Below are 13,934 nucleotides of genomic sequence, written 5' to 3'. Positions count from 1 at the left end.
ACCTCTCTTTCTAAACAACATGGGACACCCGTTTGTCCCTGATCATTTGCACCTTAATATTTTTTTGAGCGAAGATGAGAGCGAGTTTCCGTTCTTTCTCCGAAAGCGCGGCATTCGTTTCTTTCGCCAAAAACACCGTCATGTCAGCACGGCCGGGCTCAGCCTGTTTGAGAAGGTCTTCTGTAAGACTGCCCGTCACGACGGCAATGGAAGCTTTGCGGACGCGCGGATCCGCCAGCTCTTTTCCTAAACGCCCGCCTGCATCAGCTTCTTCCGATTCTGAAGCTGATGCCAGGTAACGCAGCATCTTTCTGAAATGCCGGTCTCCCTCCCCGACGGGAAATACGGTCCGGTCGCTCCCCAATGAAATAAACCCTGCGGGAGAGCCCTTCATAAGCGCCGTGTAAAGCAGGGATGCCGAAGCTGACACCGCGGCTTCAAACGAAGGGGACGGCCTGCAGTCCAAAAGGAGAATCATATTCATACTCTGCAGCGGGTCAAATTCCTTCGTCATCAGCTCATTTCGCCGCGCCGATGTTTTCCAGTCAAGTGCGGAAAACCGGTCGCCCGGCTGATAATTTCTGACGCTCGCAGCCATTGCGGAACGGTGTACCTGAAACGGAGCGCCGGCACCCGCACCCTCTTCTCCGGATACGGCCTGCGGCTTATAGTGAACAGACCCGTACGCCGGGAAAACCAGAACCGTATCCGTTACGGAAAACGACGCCGTCTTGTCCAAAAGCCCGAGAACATCTCCCGTCCGCACTCTTATCGTATGTAAATGATGCTCTCCGCGCGGCACCTGCGGCAGCTCATATTGTAACGTCAGCTTCCTTTGAAACCACGGAAACACGAGCTGTTTCGCACTGCGCCTCTCGCCAAGCGTTTCCGGCATCACATCTTCAATGACCATATATGTCAGCGGAAACGGCAGGCGCCTCGTCAGCCTGATGGTGACAGACAGCCTGTCGCCTGAGGTTAACTGGGCAGAGGACACGTCACGCGTCACCTGAAACGCCCGCAGCGGGTACACAGCGACCAGCCCGGCGTAAACGGTAAACGGCAAAAACGCATAAAATAAAAACCAGCTCACAAATCCGCCCTGAAACATGGCATAAGAAAAGACAGCCGCCGTCAGTACGGCCAACATAAGCAGCTTCCAGCCATATAGAAGCCAATGCATCTTCTTTCTCATTAGCGGACCGACATCCTTTGGACGGGCACTTTTTCCGTTTGCATGATGTCTTCTATAATCGCTTCCGGCGTCACATCGTTAAATTTCGCCTCGGCGGTCAGGATCATTCTGTGCGGCAGCGTATACGGAGCCAAATACTGGACGTCATCAGGAATGACGTAATCGCGGTCATGAAGCAGCGCGTACGCCTGCGCGGCTTTCATTAATGAGATTGAACCGCGCGGACTTACGCCCAGATGTACGGACGAATGCCGGCGGGTATGCTGAGTAATGCCGACGATATACGCTTTAATTCCCTCATCCACCCGCACCTTCTCCAGTTTTTGCTGAAGGCTGATAAACTGTTCTTTAGAAATGACGGGCTCGATTGTTTCAAGCAGATTGCGCCCTTCCTGCAAAGACAGAACTTGAAGCTCTTCCTCGGCAGTCGGGTAGCCCATGCGCAGCTTAAATAAAAACCGGTCAAGCTGGGCTTCGGGAAGCGGATACGTTCCTTCATATTCAACCGGGTTTTGTGTGGCCATGACGAAAAACGGCTCAGCCAGCCGCATTGTCTTTCCGTCAATCGTGACATTCCCTTCCTCCATTGCCTCAAGCAGGGAAGACTGCGTTTTCGGAGAGGTTCTGTTAATTTCATCAGCCAGCACGATATTCCCCATGATCGGTCCAGGGCGGTATTCAAATTCCATCGTTTTCGTATTATAAATAGAGACACCCGTCACATCTGACGGCAGAAGATCCGGCGTGAACTGAATCCTCTTAAAGTCAGCTCCGATCAGCTTGGCCAAAGCGCGGACCATCATCGTTTTTCCGACTCCCGGCACGTCTTCCAGCAGCACATGCCCTTTTGCGAGAATGGCGGCCAGACTGAGTATGGCGATATCCCGTTTTCCTATGATGATGTTTTCAATATGCTCAACGGCTTTCTCCAGCAGCGGATGCAGCTCTTCTTTATAAGCCATTCTTCTCCTCCTAGTCATCTCTCAAATTTCAATTATCGTAACCTAACTTTACCACAAAATATAAACAGTATAAAAAAACGTTTCCAGCAAATTGTTTCCAGTCTGAAAAAGGAAAAAGCTCCCTTTAGAAAGGAAGCTTTATTTCAGCTGGAGAGGCTCCATATGAACGTGTGAATGGTCAATGGCATGTTCCTCTTTCATCTTGCGTTCTACCTCATTTGCGATCTCATGACTCTCTTTAATGTTCAGATCAGACGGCACTTCAATGACGACATCAATATGAACGGAGCTGCCCAGATATCTCGCTTTAATATCTTTTAAACGGCTGACGCCCGCAATCTGTTCAATCGTCTTTTTATAATCAGAAATATGTTTGACATCAAAACCGTCAGTCAGCGAATGAGAGGATTCCTTAAAAATATCCCACGCGGTTTTGCAGATGATCAATCCGATGATAAACGCGGTAACCGTATCCACCCAAGCCAAATGGAACTGTGAAGCAAAAATTCCGATAAACGTGCCGATACTGACGAGCGCATCTGATTTATTATCAGCGGCCGCAGCTGAAAGGGCCTGGCTGTTTACCTTTTTGGCAAGCCCTTTCGTATAGCGGTAGACCATCAGCATCACGACGGCGCTCCCCGCGGCCGTCCAGGCGGCTATCATATCCGGTGTTTCCTCTTTAACGGAAAAAATAGATTGCGCGGCGCTGAACAGCACTTGCATTCCGACAAGCATCATAATAATGGAAGCGATGAGTGACGCGACGGTCTCCGCCCGAAAATGGCCGTAAGGATGATCTTCGTCAGGAGGTTTCTGAGAGATGCGCAAACCGATGAAAACAGCCGCAGATGCCACGATATCAGTCGTATTATTTAAACCGTCGGCCTGAAGCGCTTCTGAGTGAAACAAATAACCGATCACAAGCTTCACAGCCGACAATGCCGCATATGCGCCAATACTGACAATCGCTCCGGTTTCGCCTTTTTTCAATTCATGATATCTCTCCACTGAAAATCCTCCTTCCCGTTCAATTTTTCCTTCATTATCATACAAAGCGAAGACACAGTGGGTCTATAGAAACATGATTCACTTTCCACAGAAAAATAGTAAGCATAGAACATTTATGCGCTCAGGAAACTTATTTTTATTCACGAAACCCCTCTCATCCCAATCGTATCAAGGATTCTCGCCATCCCATGTTCATGGAATTATTTTCAAACCCATTAAAACACAAAAATAACAGAAAATTATTTCTTTTCCTTCCGGCACCTCTGCTGTACGGACGAGAAAAAATGTCATATTTTCTTACATCATTTTCAACTGTCTGTGGCATTTATGATAGAATAATACTTGTCGGAATATTCAGCATAAACAAGCCAAAAGGAGGCAAAGAATGAATCAGCCTAACTCTTTATCAAAGGGATTAAAAACCCGGCATATGACTATGATTTCAATTGCCGGCGTGATCGGCGCCGGATTATTTGTCGGAAGCGGATCCGTCATTCATTCCACCGGACCCGGAGCGATTGTCTCCTACGCTTTAGCAGGATTATTAGTGATTTTTATTATGAGAATGCTGGGGGAAATGTCCTCCGTCAACCCGACAAGCGGTTCGTTTTCACAGTACGCGCATGATGCCATCGGTCCTTGGGCCGGTTTTACGATCGGATGGCTGTATTGGTTTTTCTGGGTCATCGTCATTGCTATTGAAGCCATTGCAGGCGCCGGAATCATACAGTACTGGTTCCCGGGCATTCCGTTATGGCTGACGAGTCTGCTTCTGACCGTGCTGTTAACACTGACGAATATTTATTCAGTTAAATCGTTCGGCGAATTTGAATACTGGCTTTCCTTAGTGAAGGTAGCGACGATCGTTGTCTTCTTAATCGCGGGATTTGCGTTCATTTTCGGAATCGTCCCCGGCAGCAAGCCGGTCGGGCTGGAAAATCTGGCGGGCAGCGGCGGATTTTTCCCTAAAGGTCCAAGTTCCGTTCTGCTCGGCATCGTCGTTGTCATTTTTTCTTTCATGGGATCTGAAATCGTCGCAATCGCAGCGGGAGAAACGTCAAATCCGGTCGAATCCGTCACAAAGGCGACCCGCTCAGTCGTTTGGCGGATCATTATTTTTTACGTCGGCTCCATTGCGGTTGTGGTCACACTGCTGCCGTGGGATTCAGCCAATATTTTGGAAAGCCCCTTCGTTGCCGTTTTGAGCCATATCGGGGTTCCCGCAGCCGCTCAAATCATGAATTTTATCGTCCTGACAGCCGTTCTGTCCTGCCTGAACTCCGGGCTTTATACGACGTCACGGATGCTGTATTCACTGGCAGAGCGAAATGAAGCGCCGCGGCGTTTTATGAAATTGAGTAAAAGAGGCGTACCGGTTCAAGCCATTATCGCCGGCACCTTTTTCTCCTATATTGCCGTTGTTATGAACTACTTTTCTCCCGACTCCGTATTCTTATTTCTGGTCAATTCATCAGGGGCGATCGCACTGCTCGTCTATCTCGTCATCGCCGTCTCACATCTGAGAATGAGAAAGAAAATCGAACGGACAAACCCTGAATCTCTTAAAATCAAAATGTGGTTCTATCCGTACTTAACCTACCTGACGATCATCGCCATTTGCGCCATCTTGTTATCTATGCTGTTTATCAGCTCAATGCGGTCTGAATTTCTGCTGACAGGATTTATTACTCTGCTGGTGCTTGCCTCATATGTATTCCGCAAAAAACAAAAACCGAAAGAGAGCGCTTCCGAAAGCCGGGTTGCGCAATAACCGCAAACACCCCCCTCAAAAAAGGGCGGGTGTTTTTTTAACCAACCTGTTCCAGGCAGCATTAACTGTAGTACAGGATTTCAATAAATGATAAGGACAGGATGAAAAATGGCACTAGAAAAATTTGCAGATGAACTGCCGATTATTGAAACACTCCAGCCGCAGAAGAAATCAGACGGCAGCACGTATTATGAAGTCACCATGAAGGAATGCTTTCACAAGCTGCACCGCGATCTCCCGCCGACCCGGCTGTGGGGGTATAACGGTTTGTTTCCGGGCCCGACGATCGACGTAAACCAAGATGAGAACGTCTATATTAAATGGATGAATGACCTTCCGGATAAGCATTTTCTGCCAGTGGATCATACCATTCACCATTCAGAAAGCGGCCATCAGGAACCCGATGTCAAAACCGTCGTCCATTTACACGGAGGAGCAACGCCGCCGGACAGCGACGGCTACCCGGAAGCCTGGTTCACAAAGGATTTTAAGGAAACGGGTCCTTATTTTGAGAAAGAGGTATACCATTATCCAAACAAACAGCGCGGGGCTCTGTTATGGTATCACGATCACGCCATGGCGATTACGAGGCTCAATGTGTACGCCGGGCTTGCCGGGATGTATATCATCCGCGAGCGAAAAGAAAAGCAGCTGAAGCTTCCCTCCGGAGAGTACGACGTACCGCTTATGATTTTGGACCGCACGTTAAATGATGACGGTTCCTTGTCTTATCCGAGCGGACCTGCTACCCCTTCCGAAACGCTGCCCGACCCTTCCATCGTCCCGTTTTTTTGCGGAAATACCATTCTCGTCAATGGTAAAGCGTGGCCGTATATGGAAGTTGAACCGCGGACATATCGTTTCCGCATCCTTAATGCCTCCAATACGAGAACATTTTCTCTCTCGCTCAATAACGGCGGGAAGTTTATCCAAATCGGTTCTGACGGCGGACTGCTTCCCCGCTCTGTCAAAACACAAACGATCAGCTTAGCCCCGGCAGAGCGGTATGATGTGCTCATCGATTTCTCCGCCTTTGACGGAGAACATATCATTTTAACGAACGGCACCGGATGCGGGGGCGACGCCGATCCGGATACAGACGCCAATGTGATGCAATTCCGCGTCACAAAACCGCTGAAGGGAGCAGACACAAGCCGGAAGCCTAAATATCTTTCAACCATGCCTAATGTGACATCAAAGAGAATACACAATATCAGGACGCTTAAACTTACAAATACGCAAGACAAATACGGCCGGCCCGTTTTGACGCTGAATAACAAGCGATGGCATGATCCTGTGACAGAAGCGCCGAAGCTCGGCACAACGGAAATCTGGTCGATTATCAATCCGATGGGAGGAACCCATCCGATACACCTGCACCTTGTTTCCTTCCAAATCCTTGACCGGCGCCCTTTTGACTTAGAGCGTTATAACAAATTCGGCGACATTGTGTATACAGGGCCAGCCGTCCCGCCTCCTCCAAGTGAAAAAGGCTGGAAAGATACCGTGCAGGCGCACTCGGGAGAGGTCATCAGAATCGCGGCGACTTTCGCTCCTTACAGCGGACGCTACGTATGGCACTGTCATATTTTAGAGCACGAAGATTACGACATGATGAGACCGATGGACGTCACGGATAAGCAGTAATAAATATCACCCCTTTTAAAGAAGGGGCTTTTTTATTTATCCAAAAAGAAAAAATAAGAAGACACTTATTTGCATATACTGTAATAACAGGAAGACGATGCACCCTCATTGGAAATCTGGATAGAAAAAGGAATTAGGAGATTAGGGAAAAGTATGAGACAATGAAGGAGTGCACGAAAATTCATAAGGGAAGAAGTGACTTTATGTCTTACTACAACAAACGTAATCAGGAACCGCTGCCTAAAGAAGATGTCAGTACGTGGGAATGCACAAAAGAGGACTGTATCGGCTGGAGCAGAAAGAATTTTGCCGGCAGTGATACCCCGACTTGCCCCCTTTGCGGCAGTAAAATGATCGACGGCGTCCGTTCGTTGGTAAATCTCCAAAACAATAATCAAACGGCATCAAGTTAGACCTCCCTTTTACGAGTCTCAACATAGAGAAGGCCTCCATGTCTCATGAGAGGCCTTTGCGTTATCACGTCCTTTTATGATGCAAAGGAGTAATGAACATGAAAAACGATCGGCAGCAGAAAGATCTGAAGGAAATGGCAAAACGCCGGAAAATGAATCTTGCCGCACAGTCATTCATCGAAACGCTTCATTTTGCCGTTCCGATTCTCCGTTTTTTCAAATGGCTCGCCTCAGCCGCAGCCAGCTTTGTTCATTAAAAAACACCCAGCGGGCGCTGAGTGTTTTTTTCATGATTGGATGACGGAAAAACTGTTGATAATGCCGTTGTCATTTTCCCAGACTTTTTCGCATTTTTTCGTATCCAAATGATAAGCATAAATGGTCCGGACCTTCGCATTCCGCCCCGTTTCATCTTTCAGACGCTTAGCGCCTTTTGCTTCCGCCATGAAATAAATGATGCTGCCGTCTTTAGAAAACTGAGGCTGGGCATCAATCAGCGGAGCGAAGTCCTTCCCGTTTGAGATAATCGTTTCATCTTTTTTCGTTTTGACATTCATCAGACGGATGGACGCTTTTTGTTCCGTCCCTTTTTGAGTATAAGATGTAAAGACAAGATTCTTTCCGTCCGGTGACACCGCGACATCGCTGATAAACTGTTCAAGGTTTGTCAGATCCTGAAGGTGTTCGCCCGCTCCTGCCGCAAACCGGATATTCGTCGGTTCAGGGTCAATCCCCTTCTCATTTGCCTCATCCGTTTTTTGATAATCCTCTTTTACGGAATAATGCAGAAGCGCAAAATCGTTTTGGCTGCGGTTATAAAAGAAGCTGCTCACACTGTCGTCTTTCTCATCGGCGGCGGGATACAGATTTTCATAACGTTTCGTTTTCAAATCAAAAGATGCGAGACGGAAAATATCTTCATCCGCTTTTCCGAGACGGAAATAAATGTGCGACAGATCCTTTGATAAAAACAGACTGTCAGCGCTTGCCGTTCCTTTATAAAGCACCGTCTTCTTTTTCGTCTTCAGATCAAGCTTATACAGACGCATCTCATTTTGGTCATTATTCCCGACAAAATAGAGCACCTGATGGGTGTCATCCAGCGCAAACGCCGGATATGCCGAAAGCTTTTCCTCGTACAGCACGCGGCTGTCTTCGTAATATTTCGTCATCAGATCTTTGTCTGTAATGGAAACAAGCAGCTTGTCATGGCCGCCGGAGACAACGGCTTTTCCGCCGCCGTCGCTTTTTCCTTTAATCAGTAAAACGGCCGCGATGACCGCCGCCGCCAAAACGGCGGCCAGCAACATCCAGATCCATCGTTTCTTCTTCATTATCAATCTCTCCGTCAATCAGAAAAAGCAAGAATCAGTGTCCTTGCTTTTTAAGATGGTCTATTTTAATAGCTGTAGTGTCCGGATACTCTTCCTTTGCTTAATGGATATCCGAGCGCTTTGAACGCTTTCGGGCTGACATCCAATACGGCATTCGGCATACGGCCTACATCATTTTTGTATACGGTGATAACCTTTTTCGGTTTTGCTTTGGCATAAGCTCTGATTTTCGTTCCGTTTCTCGGAACGTCAAATCCTAATTTTGTCGCGCAATCCCAGTGTCCCAGTTTTTTACCGGACGATCCTTTTTTACCGACTCCATTATACCATGTAATATTTCCGTTCACTTTTTTAGCACTTGCATCAGAAGAGTAACTGATCGCTCCCAGCGTGCTTCCTGCTAAAATCACTAAGGCTAAGAATAACTTCTTCAAGCTTTCGTCCTCCTGATTCTTTATTCTAGGCAAAATTATACACCAAGAAGACGATTATAATATTTCAATCACTTTACATGTTCGTTACAACGTGATGAGACATGCACATAACGACGGCACAATTTCCTGTTCTATATAATTCCATGGTAAATTATACTACAAAATTTAATTCATTAGCGTTATAATATTCATAGAGTATTTCTGCATTCAATATGGACTTTTTATAAGGCCTATTGATAGTTGCATAATATGATATATTTTGAGAAATCAGGCTTTAGGAAGCAGGCACTTTATTCCTTTTAACCGTGGTTCATATTGATCATGTACCTATACTCGTTTCAATCAGACTAGGAGTGATAATCAATGAAAGCGGCAAGATGGCACAATCAAAAAGACATTCGAATCGAAAACATTGATGAACCTAAAGCAGAACCGGGTAAAGTCAAAATTAAAGTCAAATGGTGCGGGATTTGCGGAAGCGACCTTCATGAATATTTGGGAGGCCCGATCTTTATTCCGGTCGGCAAACCTCATCCGTTAACAAACGAAATGGCGCCCGTCACGATGGGTCACGAATTCTCAGGAGAAGTCGTTGAAGTGGGCGAAGGCGTCAAAAATTACAGCGTCGGCGACCGTGTCGTCGTGGAACCGATTTTTGCCACACACGGACATCAGGGAGCCTATAACCTTGATGAACAAATGGGATTCTTAGGCTTAGCCGGAGGAGGCGGCGGATTTTCTGAATATGTATCCGTTGACGAAGAATTGCTGTTTAAGCTTCCTGAAGAGCTTTCTTACGAACAGGGCGCGCTTGTTGAGCCGTCAGCGGTAGCGCTTTACGCCGTCCGCCAAAGCAAATTAAAAGCGGGCGACAAGGCGGCAGTTTTTGGCTGCGGACCGATCGGGCTGCTTGTGATTGAAGCCCTGAAAGCGGCCGGCGCCACAGATATTTACGCGGTTGAACTTTCACCGGAACGTCAGGAAAAAGCGAAAGAACTCGGCGCTATCATCATTGATCCGTCAAAAACGGACGATGTCGTTGAAGAAATCGCTAAACGCACAAACGGCGGCGTTGATGTTTCTTATGAAGTAACAGGCGTTCCTGTCGTTCTCCGCCAGGCGATCCAGTCAACAAACATTGCCGGTGAAACGGTTATCGTCAGCATCTGGGAAAAAGGAGCGGAAATTCATCCGAACGATATCGTCATCAAAGAACGGACCGTAAAAGGCATTATCGGATACCGTGACATCTTCCCTTCCGTTCTTGCACTGATGAAAGAGGGCTACTTCTCAGCAGATAAGCTCGTCACGAAAAAAATCGTGCTCGACGATCTGATTGAAGAAGGCTTCGGCGCTTTAATCAAAGAGAAAAACCAAGTGAAAATCTTAGTCAAACCGAACTAAACCGTTCAGCTGAATATCAGACACATCCGAAAAAGAGCCGTTCCGGCTCTTTTTTTCATCTCATCGTCTTTCCTTCCTTTTCCTTTTAAAAATGATCCCCTCTGCGCAAACTATTTTTTACCCTGTCCCGTCTATCCTTAGGCAGCAGCCTATGATACGTATTTTTAAAAAAGGAGCCCTTTGAAGCAATGAAGAACGAAACAGCCAAAGCGTCGCTTGTGACGTGCATAACTGAGCGCAAGGAAGACTTTTACCGGCTTGCGTACAGTTACGTAAAGAACAAGGATGACGCGTTAGATATTGTTCAGGAATCAATTCAAAAAGCGCTGACATCGGTCGAATCCGTCAAAAACCCCGATGTGATCAAAAGCTGGTTTTATAAAATTTTAGTGCGCACGGCCATTGATTTTCTCCGCAAACAGAAAAAACTGAAAGTGATGGACGATGAAACGATCGAGTTTTTAAGCCGCGGAAAGGAAGATCGCTACAAAGACACAGACCTTCACGAAGCGCTTGATGACCTGCCGCATCAATATAAAACCATTATCATTCTGCGTTTCTTTGAAGACCTGAAATTAGAAGAAATCGCGGACATCACGGGGGAAAACATCAACACCGTCAAAACACGCCTTTACAGGGGGCTGAAGCTCATGCGCATTCAGCTGACGAAGGAGGATCTTTCTTAATGGAAAAGAGATTAGAACAATTAAGAGAAGAGTATAAAAGTGTGCCCATTCCTAAGGAACTGGACAGCATTGTCGAAAAAGCCCTTCGGCAAAAACCGAAGAAAAAACGAATCGTGATGTGGCCGACATCCGCGGCAGTCGCTGCGGCCGTCTTATTTACCGCCGTTGTCAATATCAATCCGGATGCCGCACAAGCCATGTCTAAAATCCCCGTCATCGGCAAAGTCGTCCAAGCCATCACATTCACGGAGATGAAGGAAGAAAAGAACCAATCAAGCATTGATGTGAAAACGCCCGCTCTGTCCGGACTTTCCGATCATAAACTCGAAGACAGCATCAACCGGCATTACATGAAAGAAAGCAAAAAGCTGTATCAGGAATTTATGAAGGCGACCTCAAAAAGCAAAAAAGGCCACCTCAGTATTTACAGCGATTATGAAACCGTTACTGACACAGCGGATCTGATCTCAATCCGACGTGATATCGAAAAAACGCAAGCTTCCTCTTATACACAAAGCCGTTACATCACGATTGATAAAAAGAATGAGGCCGTACTTACGTTAAAGAGCTTATTTAAAGATGACCGTTATATTAAAGTCATCAGCCAAAATATTAAAGAACAAATGAAAAAACAGATGAAAGAAGATCCGAATAAAATATACTGGGTCGAAGATGATGATATGACGGAGCCTTTTAAAGCCATCCGCGCCGACCAGAATTTTTATATTACAGATAAGCACAAACTTGTTATTTCATTTGACGAATATGAAGCGGCACCCGGATATATGGGCGTTACAGAGTTTACAATACCGACCTCCGTCATCTCCAAGCTGCTTGTCGGAGACCGCTACATCAGATAAAGAAAGAAAAAAATCCATGATATCCGCAGATCATGGATTTTTTCTTTCGTCCCGCAACAGCCAAGATGCACAAGGGACCCTTTTCATATAACAGACGCCGGACGGGGGCTGAAAAGTTTAAGAAAATCACAGCATTTCATTCATTTTTTCTGAAACAAAATCCCCTTCCGAATGCGTCTAATTAACGGAACAAATGGAAGACTGTACAGAAATCTGCCATAGCCATCCGCAAAACAGCGAGAATTTCCGCGCACATTATTGGAGGAATACCATGTCAGACAAGTCACTGCATCACCGCTATATTCCCGGACTGGATGGACTTCGCGCCTTTGCCGTCCTCGCAGTTATCGCATATCATCTGAATTTTAACTGGGCCGACGGCGGTTTCATCGGTGTTGATATCTTTTTTGTTTTATCGGGGTATTTAATTACATCTATTATATTGCCTGCCCAAGGCAATGCCATCACCCTTGATTTGCGTGATTTTTGGGTGCGCCGGATCAGGCGGCTTCTGCCGGCGGCTTATCTCATGATTATCACGACGGTCATTTGGGTCGTATTGTTTAACAGCGAGCTCCTGCATACCGTACGCGGAGATGCGGTCTCCTCACTTTTTTACATAAGCAATTGGTGGTTTATCTTTCATAAACTTTCTTATTTCGACAGCTTCGGCTCCCCTTCGCCATTAAAAAACCTTTGGTCGCTGGCGATTGAAGAACAGTTTTATATCATATGGCCCTTCCTGCTGCTTGCGGGGATGTACATATGTAAAACACGGGCCCGGCTTGCGGCCGCGGTCATGTTCCTCGCGTTATGTTCAGCAGTCGTGATGAGTATGATGTATGTGCCCGGCGGAGATCCGAGCCGCGTTTATTACGGGACGGATACCCGCTCATTTGAATTGCTGATCGGCTGCGCTTTAGCTTTAGTGTGGCCGATGAAACGATTATCTTCCAAACGGCTGCCGAGCAGCATGAAACACTTGCTTCACGGGACGGAGCTTGCTGCTTTTGCCGCGCTGCTGCTTTGCGTCTTTTACACGGATGAATATGAACCCTTCCTGTACAAGGGCGGCATGCTTTTGATCAGCATCACCGCAGCGGTTCTTGTCGCATGTTTATGCCATCCGAGCAGCTTTTTGGGACATGTTCTTTCATGGAAGCCGCTTCGCTGGATCGGAACGAGATCATACGGAATCTATCTTTGGCATTACCCGGTTATCGTACTGAGCACACCCGTACAGGAAATCGGAAATCCGGTTTATTGGCACTGCGCCGTCAGAATCGGCGCCACTTTCATTCTTGCCGAGCTATCTTACCATTTCATTGAACAGCCGATCCGCACTGCGGGCTTCCGGCCATTTTTACGCCGCGTGTTTCTGAACCGCTTTCTGGAATGGAAGACATCCTCTGTCATCAGCAGAATGTCGCTCGGCCTCATTCTTGCCGCCATTCTCGTATTTGCGGGCGGGCTGTCAGGGATAGCCGAAGAGAAAAAACAGCCGCAATGGACGTACGCGCAAAATGATCAGCAAGAAACCGCCGCCTCTTCGCACAAAACGGCCGATCACGATCAGCCTGCAAAAGAAGAAGACAGCAAGAAAAAACACGGCGGCGAAAAAACGGACACCGCGTCAGACAAAAACAAGAAAGAACCAACAGACAAATCAAATACAAAGAAAAACGAAGAGAAAAAGGAACGGTCATCTCAAAAAACGGCTGATTCAAAACAAACACAGCCTCAGCAAGACGTGCTGGCCATCGGTGACTCGGTGATGCTGGACATTGCGTCATACCTGCGGCAGTCCCTCCCTCATGTCACCATCGACGGAAAGGTAGGAAGACAAGTCTCTCAAGCACTCCGGCTCACTTCGGAATATGCGTCATTTAATCAGCCGAACAAAGCGGTCATCATCGAGTTAGGGACGAACGGCTATTTCACAAACAGCCAAATTGAATCACTGATCAGCTCCTTTTCAAAAGCCGATATCTATCTTGTCAACACACGTGTGCCGCGGCAGTGGGAAAGCAAAGTAAACGAGTCATTGCGCCGGCAGGCCGAGTCACGGAAAAATGTGACGCTTGTCGATTGGCACGCAAAAGCATTGCAGCACCCTGAATACTTCACACCGGACGGCGTCCATCTCATACCTGAGGGTTCTAAAGCGCTGACATCTCTCATCGTTCAAACAATGAAATCATGACAAAAAAAAGAGGC

At 47.1% G+C, this 13,934-nt stretch carries 13 protein-coding genes; 8 read left to right on the top strand and 5 right to left on the bottom strand.

The features are described 5' to 3' along the window. Positions 1–10: 10 nt before the first annotated feature. From ACNFN4_RS13205 to ACNFN4_RS13195, 3 genes are all read right to left on the bottom strand, one after another. Positions 11–1,195 carry a DUF58 domain-containing protein gene (locus ACNFN4_RS13205; protein ID WP_419691142.1) on the bottom strand — a complete coding sequence of 395 codons (1,185 nt, stop codon included), beginning with the start codon at positions 1,193–1,195 and terminating at the stop codon, positions 11–13. Next, entirely contained in the window at positions 1,195–2,157 is a 963-nt protein-coding gene (locus ACNFN4_RS13200; RefSeq protein ID WP_160182450.1) for an AAA family ATPase, read from the bottom strand. The genes ACNFN4_RS13205 and ACNFN4_RS13200 overlap by 1 nt, the downstream gene beginning before the upstream one ends. A gap of 138 nt (positions 2,158–2,295) precedes the next feature. Beyond that, positions 2,296–3,168, bottom strand: a complete 873-nt coding sequence (locus ACNFN4_RS13195; protein ID WP_014417084.1) for a cation diffusion facilitator family transporter — start codon at positions 3,166–3,168, stop codon at positions 2,296–2,298. Positions 3,169–3,553: 385 nt separating this feature from the next. On the opposite strand from ACNFN4_RS13195, the gene gabP reads away from it, so the two are divergent. The 4 genes from gabP to ACNFN4_RS13175 all read left to right on the top strand — a co-directional run bounded on the left by gabP (position 3,554) and on the right by ACNFN4_RS13175 (position 7,256). Next, positions 3,554–4,939, top strand: a complete 1,386-nt coding sequence (gabP, locus tag ACNFN4_RS13190; RefSeq protein WP_012116987.1) for a GABA permease — start codon at positions 3,554–3,556, stop codon at positions 4,937–4,939. Positions 4,940–5,047: 108 nt separating this feature from the next. Further along, entirely contained in the window at positions 5,048–6,586 is a 1,539-nt protein-coding gene (gene cotA, locus ACNFN4_RS13185; protein WP_182072388.1) for an outer spore coat copper-dependent laccase CotA, read from the top strand. Positions 6,587–6,789: 203 nt separating this feature from the next. After that, complete coding sequence (locus ACNFN4_RS13180; protein WP_007408879.1) at positions 6,790–6,999, top strand: cold-shock protein; 210 nt, start codon at positions 6,790–6,792, stop codon at positions 6,997–6,999. A gap of 98 nt (positions 7,000–7,097) precedes the next feature. Further along, entirely contained in the window at positions 7,098–7,256 is a 159-nt protein-coding gene (locus ACNFN4_RS13175; protein WP_003155794.1) for a hypothetical protein, read from the top strand. A 30-nt stretch (positions 7,257–7,286) separates the two neighbouring features. Here the strand turns inward: ACNFN4_RS13175 and ACNFN4_RS13170 are convergent, their stop codons facing one another. Next, positions 7,287–8,333, bottom strand: coding sequence for a TolB family protein (locus ACNFN4_RS13170; RefSeq protein WP_182072386.1), 1,047 nt, complete (start codon positions 8,331–8,333; stop codon positions 7,287–7,289). 65 nt (positions 8,334–8,398) lie between these two features. After that, a complete protein-coding gene (locus ACNFN4_RS13165; RefSeq protein ID WP_182072384.1) occupies positions 8,399–8,767 on the bottom strand; it encodes an RlpA-like double-psi beta-barrel domain-containing protein in 369 nt (122 codons plus the stop codon). Positions 8,768–9,130: 363 nt separating this feature from the next. On the opposite strand from ACNFN4_RS13165, the gene ACNFN4_RS13160 reads away from it, so the two are divergent. The 4 genes from ACNFN4_RS13160 to ACNFN4_RS13145 all read left to right on the top strand — a co-directional run bounded on the left by ACNFN4_RS13160 (position 9,131) and on the right by ACNFN4_RS13145 (position 13,920). After that, a complete protein-coding gene (locus ACNFN4_RS13160; RefSeq protein ID WP_007408876.1) occupies positions 9,131–10,171 on the top strand; it encodes a 2,3-butanediol dehydrogenase in 1,041 nt (346 codons plus the stop codon). 188 nt (positions 10,172–10,359) lie between these two features. Beyond that, positions 10,360–10,857: an RNA polymerase sigma factor gene (locus tag ACNFN4_RS13155; RefSeq protein WP_182072382.1), complete on the top strand. Its 498-nt coding sequence runs from the start codon at positions 10,360–10,362 to the stop codon at positions 10,855–10,857. Further along, entirely contained in the window at positions 10,857–11,717 is an 861-nt protein-coding gene (rsiV, locus tag ACNFN4_RS13150) for an anti-sigma-V factor RsiV (protein ID WP_014417080.1), read from the top strand. Before ACNFN4_RS13155 ends, rsiV begins: the two co-directional genes overlap by 1 nt. 271 nt (positions 11,718–11,988) lie before the next feature. Further along, on the top strand, positions 11,989–13,920 hold the full coding sequence (locus tag ACNFN4_RS13145; protein ID WP_022552693.1) for an acyltransferase family protein: 1,932 nt from the start codon (positions 11,989–11,991) through the stop codon (positions 13,918–13,920). Positions 13,921–13,934: the final 14 nt, after the last annotated feature.

This window comes from Bacillus sp. N1(2025) (assembly GCF_053470005.1).
This window is presented reverse-complemented; position numbering and strand designations above follow the sequence as displayed.

Bases quoted from the DNA above. Each gene is read 5' to 3' on its own strand.
- ACNFN4_RS13205 (WP_419691142.1), bottom strand. From the start codon at position 1,195: ATGAGAAAGAAGATGCATTGGCTTCTATATGGCTGGAAGCTGCTTATG.
- ACNFN4_RS13200 (WP_160182450.1), bottom strand. From the start codon at position 2,157: ATGGCTTATAAAGAAGAGCTGCATCCGCTGCTGGAGAAAGCCGTTGAG.
- gabP (WP_012116987.1), top strand. From the start codon at position 3,554: ATGAATCAGCCTAACTCTTTATCAAAGGGATTAAAAACCCGGCATATG.
- cotA (WP_182072388.1), top strand. From the start codon at position 5,048: ATGGCACTAGAAAAATTTGCAGATGAACTGCCGATTATTGAAACACTC.
- ACNFN4_RS13180 (WP_007408879.1), top strand. From the start codon at position 6,790: ATGTCTTACTACAACAAACGTAATCAGGAACCGCTGCCTAAAGAAGAT.
- ACNFN4_RS13175 (WP_003155794.1), top strand. From the start codon at position 7,098: ATGAAAAACGATCGGCAGCAGAAAGATCTGAAGGAAATGGCAAAACGC.
- ACNFN4_RS13170 (WP_182072386.1), bottom strand. From the start codon at position 8,333: ATGAAGAAGAAACGATGGATCTGGATGTTGCTGGCCGCCGTTTTGGCG.
- ACNFN4_RS13160 (WP_007408876.1), top strand. From the start codon at position 9,131: ATGAAAGCGGCAAGATGGCACAATCAAAAAGACATTCGAATCGAAAAC.
- ACNFN4_RS13155 (WP_182072382.1), top strand. From the start codon at position 10,360: ATGAAGAACGAAACAGCCAAAGCGTCGCTTGTGACGTGCATAACTGAG.
- rsiV (WP_014417080.1), top strand. From the start codon at position 10,857: ATGGAAAAGAGATTAGAACAATTAAGAGAAGAGTATAAAAGTGTGCCC.
- ACNFN4_RS13145 (WP_022552693.1), top strand. From the start codon at position 11,989: ATGTCAGACAAGTCACTGCATCACCGCTATATTCCCGGACTGGATGGA.